This is a genomic window from Tolypothrix sp. FACHB-123 (assembly GCF_014697075.1).
Lineage (GTDB): Bacteria > Cyanobacteriota > Cyanobacteriia > Cyanobacteriales > Nostocaceae > Aulosira.
This window is the reverse complement of the sequence record NZ_JACJRE010000010.1, coordinates 130,956-146,413: the sequence shown is the minus strand read 5'-3', so window position 1 is coordinate 146,413 and position 15,458 is coordinate 130,956. Positions and strand designations below refer to the sequence as shown.

Genomic DNA, 15,458 nt, shown 5'->3' with positions numbered 1-15,458 from the left:
ATATTTATAACGATCTCCCATAAACCCGCCCCTACTGACAACGGACAACGGACAACGGACAACTGACAACTAACTACTAACTATGGAACATAACCCCTATGATATTTTAGGCGTCACCCCCGCCTCATCCAAAGCAGAAATTACCAAAGCTGTAGCGGTAGCAATGAAGCGCAAGCAATATCCTGTAGATGCGATCGCCAAAGCGCAAAAAAGCTTAATGAAGCCAGAAGAACGGATTATAGCCGACTATTTACGTCCAATATTACCGCCAATTAAGCGTTTCAAATATAGCGATTTATCGGCTTTGGAACAGCCAGCACCAAAATTGGTATTATTACCTCAGTTAGATGGATTAGAGCCAGCGATCGCTCAAGCTAGCCAACAGGAGCGTTTAGAAAGAGAGCCTTTACCCATGAGCTTATCAGAATTAATGACTGAAGGCATCACAGCTTGCAAAGAAGGCCGTTACCCTAAAGCTATTAAATATTTAGAAGACTATACTCAAGACTGTACAGATAAAAATCATAAAGATTATCTTCAAGCCCAAATGTGGCTAATCAGAGCTTATCAGATGGGCGGACAGTTACAAAGAGCGATCGCTCTTTGTCAACTTTTAAGCAACCATCCCCATTCTCAAGTACAAACTTGGGTACAAAAAACTTTATCTATGCTATCTAAAGAGGTTTCTCATGTCTGAATCACCCCAAAACGCCCTAAAATTTTGGGATTGGATTAAATCTAAATTTATTGGCGATAATTCTTCAGCATCTTTATCTAATCTCGATACATTACCAGCAAATACAAACCACTATCTGATTACCCAAGAAAAACGCGATTTACTGATTCAAGAAATTGGCACAATTCAAAAAGAAAATATTTTATTACAGCAATCCTTGCGAGAACAACAAACCAAAACCGCAGCTAAAACCGAAGATTTATTCTTAGAACTTTTAGAAGTTTCTGATGCTTTAGAAAATTTACTAGAATATTTAGAAAATAATACTGAACCCAATCAAGAATTTCTCCAACGCTTACCCAAATCAGTTGGCGCAGTACATCGCAAGTTTTTGAGCATCTTAAAAAAGCGCCAAGTTTTACCGATAGAACTACAAGATACCCAACCAGATTTTAACTTATGTCGAGTCGTAGATCGCGAAGTCCGCAATGACCTCGAAGACCAAACAATTACGAAAATTGTCCGTCAAGGGTTTCGTTTACAAGAAAAAATTCTTCGCCCTACAGAGGTAATTACATCTAAATCGGATAAATAAAGGAGTTGGTTTCTCTGCGAGAGGCTGCGTCAACGACTCTGCTCAGCTAATGGGGTTAGAGACAGTAGAGATGAACAAGAAGAATCAAGAAATATTAACAAGCGATCGCTTAATCTTTCGTTACATAATTTAGGTGATGCCTGCGGCGGGTTAAGCCTACGCTAAAATATGTCTGCAAGCAGATAACTGCATTCTAGCAAAATGTTTAGGATAAAAAGTGTTGAATTGATTGGGATTGCTGACAAGTTGCATGATTAACATTAACTGACTATTATTTACAATTCTTGATGTTAAAAAGAGATTTTTAGCATATATATTTTCTTTAGGTCTACTTGAGAAATCAACCACATATCCAAAGAACCATTTACATTACTTTACTTGTTTTATTTCTGGTTAAGTTTATTGTATTTTGATCTAACCAGCCTCAATAGGCTGTTAGCCTTGTAATCAAGCTAAGGATTGTTTGAGTTGATTGATATATGGGTTTCAAATGCTGACAAAGCTGTAATATAAGCGAAAAATTAGCCTTAAGTTTATGCAGTTAGGCAGCTACTCTTGATTCTAGTTAAGTATTTATATTCAGAGAACTACACCAATTCTACAAATTACACTAGCAACCAGATGATGAATCATTACGCTATCGAATGGATTGAGGCTTGGTGCCTAGAAAATGGCTGGACAGATTTATTTGTCGAACGGCGCGATAACTACTGGGCTTTTCCGCCAGGCTGTGTAATGCCTGAACCAATTCCCGTAAACGTCCTCAGATTAATTAAAGCGGAAAATGGGCTAACTTCCGAAGAAAAGTGGTGGTCAATCTCAGCAATAATGGGCACAGCCCTAGCTATCTTATCTACAGTTGTATTAAAGTGCCCTATGCCATTAGTATTCGCTTTTGCATTTAACGCGATTACGGTGGCTCAATTTGAAATGGAAGATGCCTAAATCTTTATTTTGGCGATCGCTAATTATTAGGCATAATATTTTAATTAAAAACTGCTCTTGATTCTACATTCAGCAAGAGCAGTTTTTAATTGATAATTGTAAATAAAATATAAAAATATTTGTTGATAGTTGACGGTTGACGGTTGACTGTTAAAAGTGATATCAATTGCAATTTAAATAGAATTTTTTGGAAGAATTAATTAAGCCTGGATGCACGAGCTTTGGCAACTTGTTATTAAACTTGCTACACTTATTATTGTGTTTTTGTGCCATGAAGCATAATCTTTTAATATCCAAAAATTAAGTTGATATTAACTCCTCCTTGGTACAGAATTAATATCTTCCCTGTATTTGTGAGAACATCAAAGTAATACAGCAATCCTAAATGAGTTGTGAAATATTACAAACAAGGTTGTTGACTGTTAACCTTTAACAGTCAACCGTCAACAGCCAAAACCGATATTTTTCGCAACTGAAATAGGATTGCTATACATGACACATTCTAATTAATAGAGTTATCCTTGGGAGCATTTACCGATTGTTGCTCTATTTTTACGGTGTCAGATATTTCTCTACTTTGATTTAGTTATATAATCAGGGATCGAGTAAGGATGTTCAAGTACGAGAATTTTGAGCGTTTGCTGCACAGTTCCATCAAGCGACGCAATCTGATTATCGGGGCAGGAGCATTTACTGGTTTGGCGATCGCTAGCCAATTTTCTCATCAAAGAGCGATCGCTAAAACTAAATTTTCTACTAATCCTTTTACGCTAGGTGTAGCCTCTGGTGAACCTGATGATAACAGCGTAGTCATCTGGACTCGTCTCGCGCCCGAACCCCTAAATGGTGGTGGAATGCCTGCGATGAATGTACCAGTTCGCTGGGAAGTAGCAATTGACCGCAATATGAAGCGGATATTGTCTAGAGGTACAGTCATGGCCCGGCCAGAACTAGGCCATTCAGTTCGGGTGGTAGTTGAAGGACTCTCACCAGATACTTGGTATTGGTATCGCTTTAGTGCCGGTAAAGAAGCTAGCCCAATTGGTCGGACTCGTACTACTCCAGCAATGGGTAGAGGTAGATACACCAATAGCTTGAAGTTTGCCCTAGCATCCTGCCAGAACTATCAGCAGGGATACTATACTGCTTACAAATACATGGCTGAGGATGACCTAGATTTAGTAGTCCATGTTGGCGACTACATCTATGAGGGAGGAATCAGTACTACTGGGCCTAGACAGCATAATAGTGCCGAAATTCTCACATTGGCAGATTACCGCAACCGTCACGCCCTCTATAAATTAGATACCAATCTCCAAGCTGCCCATGCAGCCTTTCCTTGGATTGTCACCTGGGACGATCACGAAGTAGAAAATAACTACGCCAACTTTATTTCTGAGATTGATACTGAACCAGATCAAGATCCGGCAGTTTTTCTCCAACGGCGAGCAGTTGCTTATCAAGCGTACTACGAACATATGCCACTGCGTCCTTTCTCGCGACCAGTCGGCCCTGATATGCAACTTTATCGTCGGGTGAATTATGGTAATCTGGCGACATTTCATGTTTTAGATACTCGCCAATATCGTACAGATCAACCCTGTGGAGATGGGACTAAAGAACGTTGTCCAGAAGTCTTCGATCCGCAAGCAACAATTCTCGGACAAGCACAAGAAGATTGGTTATACAAAGGTTTAAGTCGCTCAAAAGGTCAATGGAATATCCTGGCTCAACAGGTTCCGATTGCCCAAAGAGACACGAGACTAGGTGAAGGGCAAACCTTTAGTATGGATAAATGGGATGCTTATTTAGCAGATCGCGATCGCTTAATGAATTTCTTCGCTGAGCGAAAACCTTCTAATCCAGTATCTTTGGCAGGGGATGTACATTCTCATTGGGCAATGGATCTCAAAGCAGATTTTAACGATCCAAAATCTGCCATAGTCGGTAGTGAATTTGTCTGTTCCTCAATTAGTTCTGGTGGAGATGGCAACGACAATATACCCGCCTACATCAATGATGCTGATAATCCACACATTAAGTTCTATAACAATCGTCGTGGGTATGTTCGCTGTACATTGACTCCTACTCTCTGGAGGTCAGACTATTTGGCAATGTCAGAAGTAACAACCCCATCTGGTACGATTAGTACCAAAGCTTCATTTATAGTTGAAAACGGTCGTCCTGGGGTGCAGCGCATCTAATTTGACTAGTACACTGCGACGTGAATCAACTACCCATCCTTAACTAAAAACAATGCTGACGCTGTATTCATTTTGAATTTCCCAAAACGGTAGCTGTTAGCGCTGTAAATAAACTTTGCTTTTTGTGTTTTTCGGAGTTAGAACTCAAGTCCTAACTCCGAAAAAAAATCACAAGGCTAATGTTTGATTCAGATATTATTTGGTATTGCACATTTTAGATTATTGAAAAGATTAGTCGAACCTGACCACAAACAAAGCCGCCTTTCGTACCACAAGTCTAAAGTCAAACACAGATGTTTAAAATAGGTTGGTTGATGGATTTGTCATTTCTTCAAAGTATTTGGTAATTGCCGTACCTATTTCTGTATTTGTCCAATTGTGATTGGAAATCGCTACATCTTGGATACTGGGGAGACCGACAGTCTTAATTCCACCCAGACTAATCACAAAATCGTTGTAGTCGCGATTAGAACCATTATCAATAGCCACATCTTCAAAACCGATAACCGCGCTTTTATCTCCTGTCAAGAATTCTGCTACTTGTACAGTATCGTTTAAATTAGCAGCAGACATCGAGAAGAAAAGTTTATTGCTGGCTGCACCTTGTCCAGTCAAAGCATCTTGAAGAGTTCCATTAGCGGCGAAAACAAAACCAAAAGTATCTCCTCCTTGCATCTGATAAATTTTCTCGCCTTTATACTCCTCATTATTGAAATTCGGTTCCCAGTTAAGAATGGCACTATTATCAGTGAACCGCGCGCCTTCTACAGGATCTTGCACCACAATATAGCCATATATATCTTCATTTAAATTTTTATTGCCAGTAGCACGGCTAATTGCTTCTGTCATGAAAGCTGTAGAGCCGATTTCGTACATATCCATTCCCCGAAGGCTAAAGATACCTAATTCCCCTTGATGATAATTACCGCCGTCGTAGAGGAAGTCAACTTTAACTTGGCCAGTTTGATCGGCAATAAAGATTCCTTCATCGAAAATCGCCCGGTTAGCATATTCAAGTAATTGTTGTCCCACATTTGTGGTGCGCCAATTCCGCTCAAAATTGGAGAAAGTATCTATGGATTGGGTAATTCCTGTAGCGCCTTTGATTTGGAAAATAAAATCGTTATAATCGCGATCGGAAGTAGAAGAACCAGTAGGAATATCCTCAAAGGCAAAGGTTCCATTACTATCTACATTGACAATCTGTCCGACTGCAACATTTGGATTAGCTTCGGGGATGGAGAACAAAGGAACCTTACCATATTGCCACATGTGACTGTCTTTGTTGAGTCCTTTAGCTTGATTGATGTCCTTAACACTAGTATTGGGTATCAGCATAAAGGCAAATTTATCTCCTGGATTCATCTCGAAGGTTTTTACCCCTAGATAGTTTCCAGAATTAAAATTAGGTTCCCAAGGCATTTTTTCCGTAAATTTTGCCCCTTCAGAAGAGTCTTTAGCCAAAACGTAACCTAATTTAGAATTGCTGAGAGCGCGTTTAGTTGCTTCTTTAATAAAAGCCTGAGAACCAGGTTGATAATTTTCCATACCTGTGAGGCTAAATAAAGCAAACTCTCCTTGATACCAGCCGCCATCATAGAGAAAGTCAAAAGTTAGCTTACCAGTTTCACCAACTTGAAATACTCCTTCGCTATATCTAGAGCGGTCAGTGTATTTGAGTAACTCTTGTCCGCTAGCAGTAGTTCGCCAATCTCGATCAGGATTAATCTCAGCGTCTATTTTGGCAACATTATTACTTTTAAGTCCTTTGGTTTGGAAGACAAGGTCATTGAAATCTTTGTCTGATTTACCAGAGCTAACGCTGAGATCTTCAAATGCTAGGGTTCCATTATTATCTACTGCAACTATCTGCTGTTTGTCGGTAGAAAAAATAACTTGTTTGCCTGATTGAGATGTAACATAGGGTTGGCTATAAACTTCATTAAAGGTGGTATTTTGTACTAACATAAATGCCACCTCATCGCCAGTGTTCATCTGGAACGACTTAACTCCTTGGTAATTACCAGCATTGAAGTTAGGCTCCCAACTAGTATTGCTGTTAAAACGCGCGCCTTCTTTGCGATCGCTAATGAGAATATGACCTTCTGTGGAGTTACTTAAAGCGCGCTTTGTAGCTTCGCGAATAAACTCTAAGGAGCCTGGTTGGTAGTTTTCCATCCCTTTGAGGCTAAAAACAGCTACTTCTCCTTGATACGAACCGCCGTCATAGAGATAGTCAAATTGCACTTTACCTGTACCATCGACTATAAAAGTACCTGTTTCAAACTGAGGACGGTTGGCATATTGTACTAATTCTTGTCCGACTTGGGTATTTAACCAATTGCGGTTAGCGTAGACAGAATCTTGAAGAGATGATGCGGTTGCTGTTGCACCCAACACCTGAACTACCATATCGTTAAAATCGCGATCGTTGGATTTTAAGGTATTAATATCTTCCCAACCGAAGGTAGTTCCTTCACCAGTGATATCTGCGATTTGGGGTGCAACTTTTCCTGTAGTCTTATCTACTGAACCGAAAGAAAATAGAACGTTAGTGGTGCTAGGTGTGGAACTTTGAGCAATCTTCGCAACTGTACTATTGGAAACTAACATCATTGCGAACTTAGTTCCCGCTTTCATCTGAAACTGTTGCGGCCCTTGGTATACACCGCTGTTAAAATCTTTTTCCCAAGACAACTCATTTTTGAGATCGCTGAAGCGTGCGCGATCGCTTTCATCCCGCACTACTACATAACCAGAATTAGAATTGCTGAGAGCGCGTTTGCTAGCTTCCAGAATAAATTCTGTAGAGCCTACCTCCAGATTTTCCATACCTTCAAGGCTGAAAATTGCTATCTCTCCCTTATTCAGCCCGCCATCATAGAGAAAATCGACGCTAACTGTACCGATTGAACCTACAGTAAAAATTCCGTTGTTTGCGTTGTTTGAATTGTTTAAGTGAGAAATTGTAGTCATGTCTTTCGGCTCTTAAGTTTCGTAACAAACCTTCATACTGAATATTGTGTAACTTAGACTACTGAAATCAGAACTGTATTTGTACGTGTTTTTATATAAAACTTGACTTAAGAGATGTGTGTTTTATTTAAAGAACTTCTTGATAGAAAGACAAAAAAATCATTAAGTAATTCTTGGATGTAATTGGCTTTCAACCTGTTTTAGATGAATAACTTTAATTTTGCTTTATCTGATTTAAATAAATTTTTTACATATCAGCCTGACTTTAGATAAACTAGTCGTAAAACATCTGGCAAAAACCTATTACATTCGTTGTTTAGAGCTATGTAAGAATATTGATTAAACTATTAGGAAAATTCACCACTTTTCCTTAATCACCACAGCTTGAATGAAGACATAAAACTTGCATTACTGTGATGAATTGCCTACATTACACCCAGGAAAATACCAGTGATTGAGATCACTGACCAGGAAAAAATTAGGCAGTAATGTCACTCTTATAATCAAAAAGTGTATACAGCAATACTTTAATGTAAATATTAATGTGCTAAAGCGAAAAAATTATTAGTCAACAGTCAAGGCTGAGCGTAGCCGAAGCCTTGACACTGCACCTTATTTGCTCACAGACATATTGAGATAATAATTAAACCGCTCTCGCAATTGTTCAACTGTGAGATTCTGAGTCCAGTATTCAACTAAAGCATGACCAAAAGCCCAGGTATCGCTGGCGGCTGTATTTTCTACCAATAACGGCCAAAGGGTTAATAAATCAAAATTGCTTGATTTACCAGTATTTAAGAGAGAGAAAAGGTCATAAGCCATTTGCAACTTCCCAATGACAACAGGTAACTGTTCCACGGGAATTCTTTCTGCTAGCAAGTATGCCAGAGTGGGCGAACCGGTTGATAGGGTGGAAATGAACTGGAGAACGGGACTTTTCAGCAGCGATGTCAGTCCTTGGGTTGTCGCCATCTGGAAGGTGTAATTATCAATAATCTTGGCAGCTTCAACGGTACGGGCTTCTAAGTTACGTAAAAAACGCGCCAGACGCAGTTGTTTTGCAGGTGCGATCGCTGCTACTAATCCTAAAGATAAAGCTTCAATTCCCCAAGCAGCACGATTAGTTTTGCTGTCGCTAGTTACCACAGGTAAAACTAACTTCGAGAAATCCCCCAACAATTGCGCCCGATATTGTGTAGCTTCGCGGATGGAAATTTCCTTGGCGCGATCGCCCCATTCCCAATCATAAGGCGGTTCCCACTCGCGAATCGGACGCAGGCGATCGACTTGGGTAACTATAGTTATTACAGGTAAATCTTTAACTTCCGCCTGTATATCTTTGAGAAAATCTACATCCATTTGCAAGGCGGGATCTAAAGCTGGGGTAACTAATAATAGTAAATCTGCCTTTGTAGCATAGTCTAAAACTAAATCGCGGAAATCTGCGCGGTTGACTTGCTCATACCCTGGAGTATCCCATAGTGTTAGGGTTTCTTTATTGGAAGTCTGCCATTGATAATTTTGAATTTTATCGGTACTAGGTAAGACATCAACAGCAGCTAATTCTGAGGAAAATAAACTGTTAATTAAGCTGCTTTTTCCCGAACCGGTGCGCCCTACCAACAGAATATTTACAGGTTTTTGCGCTACAGTTTCTACTGGTTCAACTTGGGCGAGGATTTCTTTTAACGTTTGCGTTTTCGCCTTGGGTAGGCTGGGAGTAGTAGTGACAGCCGAAAATTCTCCAGCAGGTAAAGTACTACCACTATAAAGAGCGATCGCTTGACGGCACAAATTGCGTAAAGCCGCTTCTCGGAGCATTTGGCTTAAATTCACCAATAATTGCTGATTTGCTTGGCTATTATATCTCTGACTCGCTTTTTTAGCCACAGCCGCCGCCGGATTCAATAACCATTGTGCCCAATTCCAAGCTTGAAAGAGTTTACGGGCGGATGGTTCTAACTTGCGATAGACTTCATAAGCTTGGTAAGCTTGCCCAACTGTTACTTGATTTAAAGCAGGTGATAGCTTTTGCATCCATTGATCCAAATCATCCACCGTTCCCCGAATTAACCCATAGGCTTGGGTAACGTAAATATTTAATAGGGGATATTTCACCTCAGGATGGTAAATATGAGCGATCGCTACCACTAAATTTTGGCATCGCGTCCAGAAAGTTGCCCAATCTTCCCAAATCGGGCGATCGCTTTGAGATGCTTGCAAAACTTCATTTAAAACTGCTTGAGCTTGAGTAGTAGCGTCATTTCCTGCTGGTAATTGATTATAATCTACAGTAGCGGCTAATTCTTCATTAACCTGAGCTAATACCGCCTCTAATTGTTCTACCTCTGGTCGAGTCCACTTAACCAGCAACCAACGCCACCCAACAAATAATAGGGTAAATACAGCCCAAATCCAATTAATTCCCCACGTATGGATCTGGGAACCTGCGGCTACCAGCAAGAAAGTGACGATTAACGCGATCGGCGCTGCTAATATAAGCCATTGCCACAATTTTAAACGCACCATTACCTGATACCTACCTCAATCACAAATTATTTATAATCAGCTTCTTTGATAAAAATTACGCTTGTCTCAAGTCTATCGTTTCTATATTTGGACAGAATTCTCAGATCTGGTCACAGGATTTTAGCCCTTCAGTTAAAAACTAAAAGGTGAATCAAACTATAATAATTAAGCAGAAAGCTCTCATGTTAAGGGTATGACCACAGTCGCAATCCTGCCCATATCGGATGCTAGTGGAAAGAAAATTTATCGAGCGATCGCAGGTGATAAGCAATCAACAGGTAGAACTGCGGGTGAAGCGTTGGATGCTTTGACAGCACAACTCGAAGATGAAGAATTTAGCACTCTGTTGGTACTACAGAGTTTTCGTCCCGATTGGTTTTTTAGCGCCCAACAGCAACAGCGTTTAGCAGAGTTGATGAGTCTGTGGCGAACAGCACGCGATCGCGGACAAGAATTAACTCCAATGGAACAAGCAGAGTTAAATAGCCTTGTTGAGGCTGAATTAAAAGCTGCAACAGCTCGTTCAGCAGTCTTGCTACAACAGATCGGCCAATGAATCCTTTTTATACCCTAGTTGCCGATCGCGCTGCTCATTGCTGTGAATATTGTCATGCACCAGAAATGGTATTCAATTTCCCATTTGAAGTTGAACATATTGTTCCCATTTCCAAAGGCGGTGCTAATGCTGAGTACAACTTAGCCCTTGCTTGTCGTTCCTGTAATCTTCGTAAAGGTACTCGTAGCAGTGGAATCGATCCAGAATCTAATACAGAAGCTCGTCTGTTTAATCCTAGACAAAATGAGTGGAAAGATCATTTTCAAGTAGAAACCGAATCCGCCACAATTAAGGGTAAAACAATAATTGGAAGAGTAACCATTGCTTGTTTGGAAATGAATAGCCAAACACAAATTATGGCGCGAGGGCTTTGGATTCGCTTAGGGTTGTTTTCATAAACTAGTCAGTAGAGATTTACCCTCAACTAAAACCTGTTAAGCAAAGTGGCTATTAATTGCCTGATAATGAAATTTTAGAGAGGCGATCGCAAGCTAATCAGGAAATCTACAGCGAGTGAGTATGCAAATTAGTCGGGAACTATCACTACCAACAATGGGCTGTGGAACTTGGGCATGGGGAAACCAACTGCTCTGGGGATACGATCGCAGTATGGACGATCAGTTGCAAGCCGTTTTTAACCTTTGTGTCAGCAACGGTGTAACTTTATTCGATACAGGCGATTCTTACGGTACTGGTAAACTCAAAGGGCGCAGTGAGACACTTCTCGGCCAGTTTTCTCGAGAATATCAGGGTATCAACACAGAAAAAATTTGCATTGCTACCAAGCTAGCGGCTTATCCTTGGCGATGGACTCGTCAATCAATGGTACAAGCTTGCAAAGCTTCAGCCCAAAGGTTAGGCAGAAATGTAGACTTGGTACAAATGCATTGGTCTACAGCTAACTATGCACCTTGGCAAGAGGAAAGGTTATGGGATGGACTAGCTGACCTTTACGAGCAAGGATTAGTTAAAGCTGTAGGATTATCTAATTACGGGCCGAAACGTCTGCAAAGGGTGTATAAAAAGTTTAAGGAAAGGGGAGTTGCGATCGCAACCCTGCAAGTGCAATACTCTCTACTCTCCACATATCCAGTAACGCAATTACAGCTTAAGCAAGTTTGCGACGACATGGGTATAAAATTAATTGCTTATAGTCCTTTGGGATTAGGGCTATTAACAGGAAAATACTCAAAAACCGGCCCTTTCCCCAAAGGAATTCGTGGTTTATTATTTAGGCAACTGTTACCAGGAATTGACCCACTTTTAGACTGTTTACGAGAAGTGGCACAGTCAAGAAACAAAACTATGTCACAGGTAGCAATTAACTGGTGTATTTGTAAAGGAACAATTCCTATCCCAGGTGCGAAGACTGTGAAACAGGCGCAAGAGAATATTGGTGCTTTAGGTTGGCTGTTAGATTCTGGCGAGATAGCCGCCTTGGATCGGGCTGCTAATAGTGTAGATAAAAAAATGGTACAAAATATCTTTCAGACTAAGTAAAATCACGAAAAATCGGGTTTTAGCCTAGCGTGAGTAACGCTTAATTCTAATATGTTGAACTACGCTAACGCTTAATACCCTTAAACCGTTCTTGTGCAGCTTTGAAAGCTTCTTGCATCACAGATTGAATCTTCTTCGGGTCTGGTTTTTTCCCACCCATTAAGTCACCAAAGTAGACACAGGCTGTTTCCCCAAGTGACCAGGTGTAAGCAGCAGCCCAAGAAGCAGCAATTACGCTACCAAAACCAGGAACAAATTTGATTAATTCCCTTGCTATGGCCTGGGCGAGAAAACCACCTGCGATCGCACTCACAACTCCACCGGCTTGAGATGGTGTCAATTTCTGCCCGTATAAATTCCCCAATGCAGTTACCATAGATACTTGTAAAGCAGTCAGCACGGGCATGGTTGCAAAAGGTAATGGTACAGCCGCAAGTGTAGCTGCCATGATTGCAAAAGGTAAAATGTAACGCCGTCCTGCATCTCGGTAGAGATTACCTAATTGCTTACCCGCTTCCTCCCGATCTAATAATTGATAAATTGCTTTGGCTTCAGCCTCGGGAAGTAGTTCGGCTAAGTTGTCTCGCAGTGCTTCTAGTCCGTAGAATACTGGGTTGTAACCATCTTCTTCTAAGGTAAAGTCGATGAGGACAGAACGAGTCTCCTTCGGAGAGGCTTCGCCAACGCAAACTTTAGCAAAGTCTTCTTGAATGGCGTTAAAGGCGCGATTAATTTCCTCGTAATCAGGCGGGTAAGCTGGATGATCCATTGTCTGTGGCGGATAAACTTCGTGCAAGCAGGTAACCGCTAGTAGACAAGGAATGTCTGGATACTGCTGACGCAACTGCTGGGCAATTTGACGCAATGTGTCAGTAGCAAAATCGTTAATTTTCACAGTCAAAATCAAAATCCTGGCGCTGCGAGTTGATTGTTCTAAATCGCCAACTAACTCCTGAATAATTTCTTGGGTATCCTGTTTAACATCTCCCAATCCCACTGTATCAGTAAAAATTAGCAAAGGCAGATCATCAGAAGGATAGGCGTAGCGCTGAGTATGTTGGGTGTGAGGGCGAAATCCTTGACCAACAATATCGGCAGAAACTCCTGTCAATCCCCGCACAATCGAACTTTTACCTGCTTGGGGTTTACCAATTAACAACGCTTCCGTAGTTGGTAGTTCGGCGCGAACTGTCTGCAAAATCTCGGCAATTTGACTTTCGCTGACACTGAACCATTGCACAACCGTCTGTGCTAATTGATCCACGGGTAGTAGTTGCCCTAGACGTGGTGTTGTCTTGTGCCAAATATTCGCAATCCGATTTTTCCAAGAATCGTCAGCAGGTAGCGCCGGAGGTAGATTTTCCGATTCCAGGCGATCGCCTGGAGTTTGACTTAACTGCTGAGAATCTGCTGATAGTGAATCAGCATCACGTTGCTCAGTCATTGGTATCAAAACGGCAGATAGATGCCACACTAAATCCTGTCTCTTATTTTAAGATGATTTGTCAGGCAACAGCTTCACGGATAGATAAACCCACAATTAGCGATCGCCTTTACTCCATCTTCCTCAAGCAAGCTTATTGCTGGCGATCGACCCAAATCTTACAACATTAAGCTATTCTGCTTTTAAGTTGCACAATCCATCGTGAAGGCTGTTGACCGTGCCGCACTGAAGTTGACAGTAGGGGCGGGTTCACCGATATCCGCGTTGAGCAACAAAGATCTAAATAAACCCGCCCCTACACCCGTTCGTACAACAGTTAATAGCCCTTATTAGTAGTTGTGCAATTTAGATGCGCATTAGCTTACCACACAAGATAAATATAAGTAATCTTTACAATTTCCTTACAAAACTATGTATAATTTGGTTACAATAAAGTCAATCTAGCAAAACAACATTTCATGGAGTTAAACTCTGTCAAGGCTTATGAAAATATTTAAAATATATTCACTTAGTCACTTTAGATAATTTAGATACATGACCTTCCTATCTTGGCTGGTAAAATGAGCGGTAATTGCAACTATCCAGCAACCCAGAAATAATTATGTGTCACAACCTGGGACTACTAAATGCCGATGTGTTGATTTAGGGAAAGACTTCAAAGAAACTATGATAACGGAACAATAAAATATGCTAGTGGTTATTAACTCTTTACCACTAAGAAAAATTCACTACAAAATTCTCGCCTTACTCATAGCTACAGTAATTATCCTGTCAAATTCACATGTAGCCAAGGCAATATGTAGTAATGGATTAGTAGATAAAATTGCTGAAAAAATCACTGTATTAATTGATAGTCCAAACCCAGGTTCTGGAGTAATTATTCAAAAAAAAGGTAATATTTATACTGTTCTGACGGCTTATCATGTAGTTAAAAACCGTAATCTTAAATATCAAATACTCGCTCCAGATAATCAACGTTATCAACTTAATTATCAAACCGTCAGACCGCTAACTAATAATATAGATTTAGCAATTTTACAATTTACTAGTGCCAAAAACTATCAAGTTGCGAAAATTGTTAACTCCAGTAATGTTCAAAGACAGACAAGTGTTTATGTCTCAGGTTTTCCTCTCAAGACAGCAGGCGTGCGAGCATCTGTTTATGATTGCCGTGATGGTAAAGTCATTGGCAATGCTAATACAGCATCAGTGAATACTGGCTATACTTTAATTTATGATAATCCTACCTTACCGGGAATGAGTGGCGGCCCGGTACTCAATCACCAAGGACAAGTCATAGGTATTCATGGACAAGGGGAAGAATTTATTATTAATTCTGATGATATAAATCCTGATATTGGCACTGTGAAATCAGGTAGAAACGTTGGTATCCCTAGCAGTCTTTTTTTGCCATTGTTAGACAAATTAGGAGTAAATATAACTGCGCCAAGTCATACCGAAAACTTATTACCTACTTCTAGATTAGAGGAATTATTATCTCAAGGTAATTGGAAAGAAGCTGACGAAGAAACCAAATCTTTAATGTTAAATCTCAGTCAAGCGCCTAGCGTACTCAATCAATCGGCAATTTCTCGACTATCTTGCCAAAGCCTAAGTAGTATTAATCAAATTTGGCAAACTAAAAGTGAAGGTCGTTTTGGTTTTTCAATCCAAGTACAGAAATGGAAGAATTTATTTGGAAATAAATTTGAACCCACTAATGAAAATTTTGAAAATTTCGCTAATGAATTAGGCTGGCGTTCTCGCGGAATTTTTCTTTATAATCATCAGATTAACTATTCTTTGAGTGCGCCTTCAGGACATCTGCCAAGAGCATTTTTAGATGGGCCGATTTGGGGAAAATTTATTGCCTATTTAGATGCTTGCAGGATATAATTAATTTAAGCAATTTAATGACCGTATAAGCTGGCATAAAACTGTCAGTATTTAATTCTCACTCACGTACTCATTCAGGTTTTGACTGCATATATAAAACTGAATGGGTGTTTACTCATCAATAATCAAAAATATTT

General features: G+C 40.3%; 11 protein-coding genes. 8 read left to right on the top strand and 3 right to left on the bottom strand.

Annotated elements, in window-relative coordinates; genetic code table 11:
* Window positions 1-82: 82 nt before the first annotated feature.
* The 4 genes from H6G41_RS09790 (at window position 83) to H6G41_RS09775 (ending at window position 4,420) form a co-directional block, all read left to right on the top strand.
* The gene (locus tag H6G41_RS09790; RefSeq protein WP_190745912.1) at window positions 83-697 is read left to right on the top strand and encodes a molecular chaperone DnaJ; all 615 of its coding nucleotides are present in this window, start codon (window positions 83-85) and stop codon (window positions 695-697) included.
* Window positions 690-1,271 (top strand): nucleotide exchange factor GrpE, encoded by a 582-nt coding sequence (locus tag H6G41_RS09785; RefSeq protein WP_190745910.1) that lies wholly within the window; start codon window positions 690-692, stop codon window positions 1,269-1,271. The genes H6G41_RS09790 and H6G41_RS09785 overlap by 8 nt, the downstream gene beginning before the upstream one ends.
* Before the next feature lie 621 nt (window positions 1,272-1,892).
* Window positions 1,893-2,216, top strand: coding sequence for a hypothetical protein (locus tag H6G41_RS09780; protein WP_190745908.1), 324 nt, complete (start codon window positions 1,893-1,895; stop codon window positions 2,214-2,216).
* Window positions 2,217-2,827: 611 nt separating this feature from the next.
* Window positions 2,828-4,420 (top strand): alkaline phosphatase, encoded by a 1,593-nt coding sequence (locus H6G41_RS09775; protein ID WP_190745906.1) that lies wholly within the window; start codon window positions 2,828-2,830, stop codon window positions 4,418-4,420.
* 297 nt (window positions 4,421-4,717) lie between these two features.
* Here the strand turns inward: H6G41_RS09775 and H6G41_RS09770 are convergent, their stop codons facing one another.
* Together H6G41_RS09770 and H6G41_RS09765 are read right to left on the bottom strand one after the other, a co-directional pair.
* Entirely contained in the window at window positions 4,718-7,396 is a 2,679-nt protein-coding gene (locus H6G41_RS09770; protein ID WP_190745904.1) for a DUF4114 domain-containing protein, read from the bottom strand.
* Between the two features lie 612 nt (window positions 7,397-8,008).
* Window positions 8,009-9,925: a GTPase family protein gene (locus H6G41_RS09765; RefSeq protein WP_190745902.1), complete on the bottom strand. Its 1,917-nt coding sequence runs from the start codon at window positions 9,923-9,925 to the stop codon at window positions 8,009-8,011.
* A 193-nt stretch (window positions 9,926-10,118) separates the two neighbouring features.
* On the opposite strand from H6G41_RS09765, the gene H6G41_RS09760 reads away from it, so the two are divergent.
* From H6G41_RS09760 to H6G41_RS09750, 3 genes are all read left to right on the top strand, one after another.
* The gene (locus tag H6G41_RS09760) at window positions 10,119-10,481 is read left to right on the top strand and encodes a hypothetical protein (RefSeq protein WP_190745900.1); all 363 of its coding nucleotides are present in this window, start codon (window positions 10,119-10,121) and stop codon (window positions 10,479-10,481) included.
* Entirely contained in the window at window positions 10,478-10,879 is a 402-nt protein-coding gene (locus H6G41_RS09755; protein WP_190745899.1) for an HNH endonuclease, read from the top strand. The genes H6G41_RS09760 and H6G41_RS09755 overlap by 4 nt, the downstream gene beginning before the upstream one ends.
* 121 nt (window positions 10,880-11,000) lie before the next feature.
* Entirely contained in the window at window positions 11,001-11,981 is a 981-nt protein-coding gene (locus tag H6G41_RS09750; protein WP_190745897.1) for an aldo/keto reductase, read from the top strand.
* Window positions 11,982-12,045: 64 nt separating this feature from the next.
* On the opposite strand, the gene H6G41_RS09745 is transcribed toward H6G41_RS09750, so the two are convergent.
* Window positions 12,046-13,425: a GTPase gene (locus H6G41_RS09745; protein ID WP_190745895.1), complete on the bottom strand. Its 1,380-nt coding sequence runs from the start codon at window positions 13,423-13,425 to the stop codon at window positions 12,046-12,048.
* A 687-nt stretch (window positions 13,426-14,112) separates the two neighbouring features.
* On the opposite strand from H6G41_RS09745, the gene H6G41_RS09740 reads away from it, so the two are divergent.
* The gene (locus H6G41_RS09740; RefSeq protein ID WP_190745893.1) at window positions 14,113-15,321 is read left to right on the top strand and encodes a GUN4 domain-containing protein; all 1,209 of its coding nucleotides are present in this window, start codon (window positions 14,113-14,115) and stop codon (window positions 15,319-15,321) included.
* Window positions 15,322-15,458: the final 137 nt, after the last annotated feature.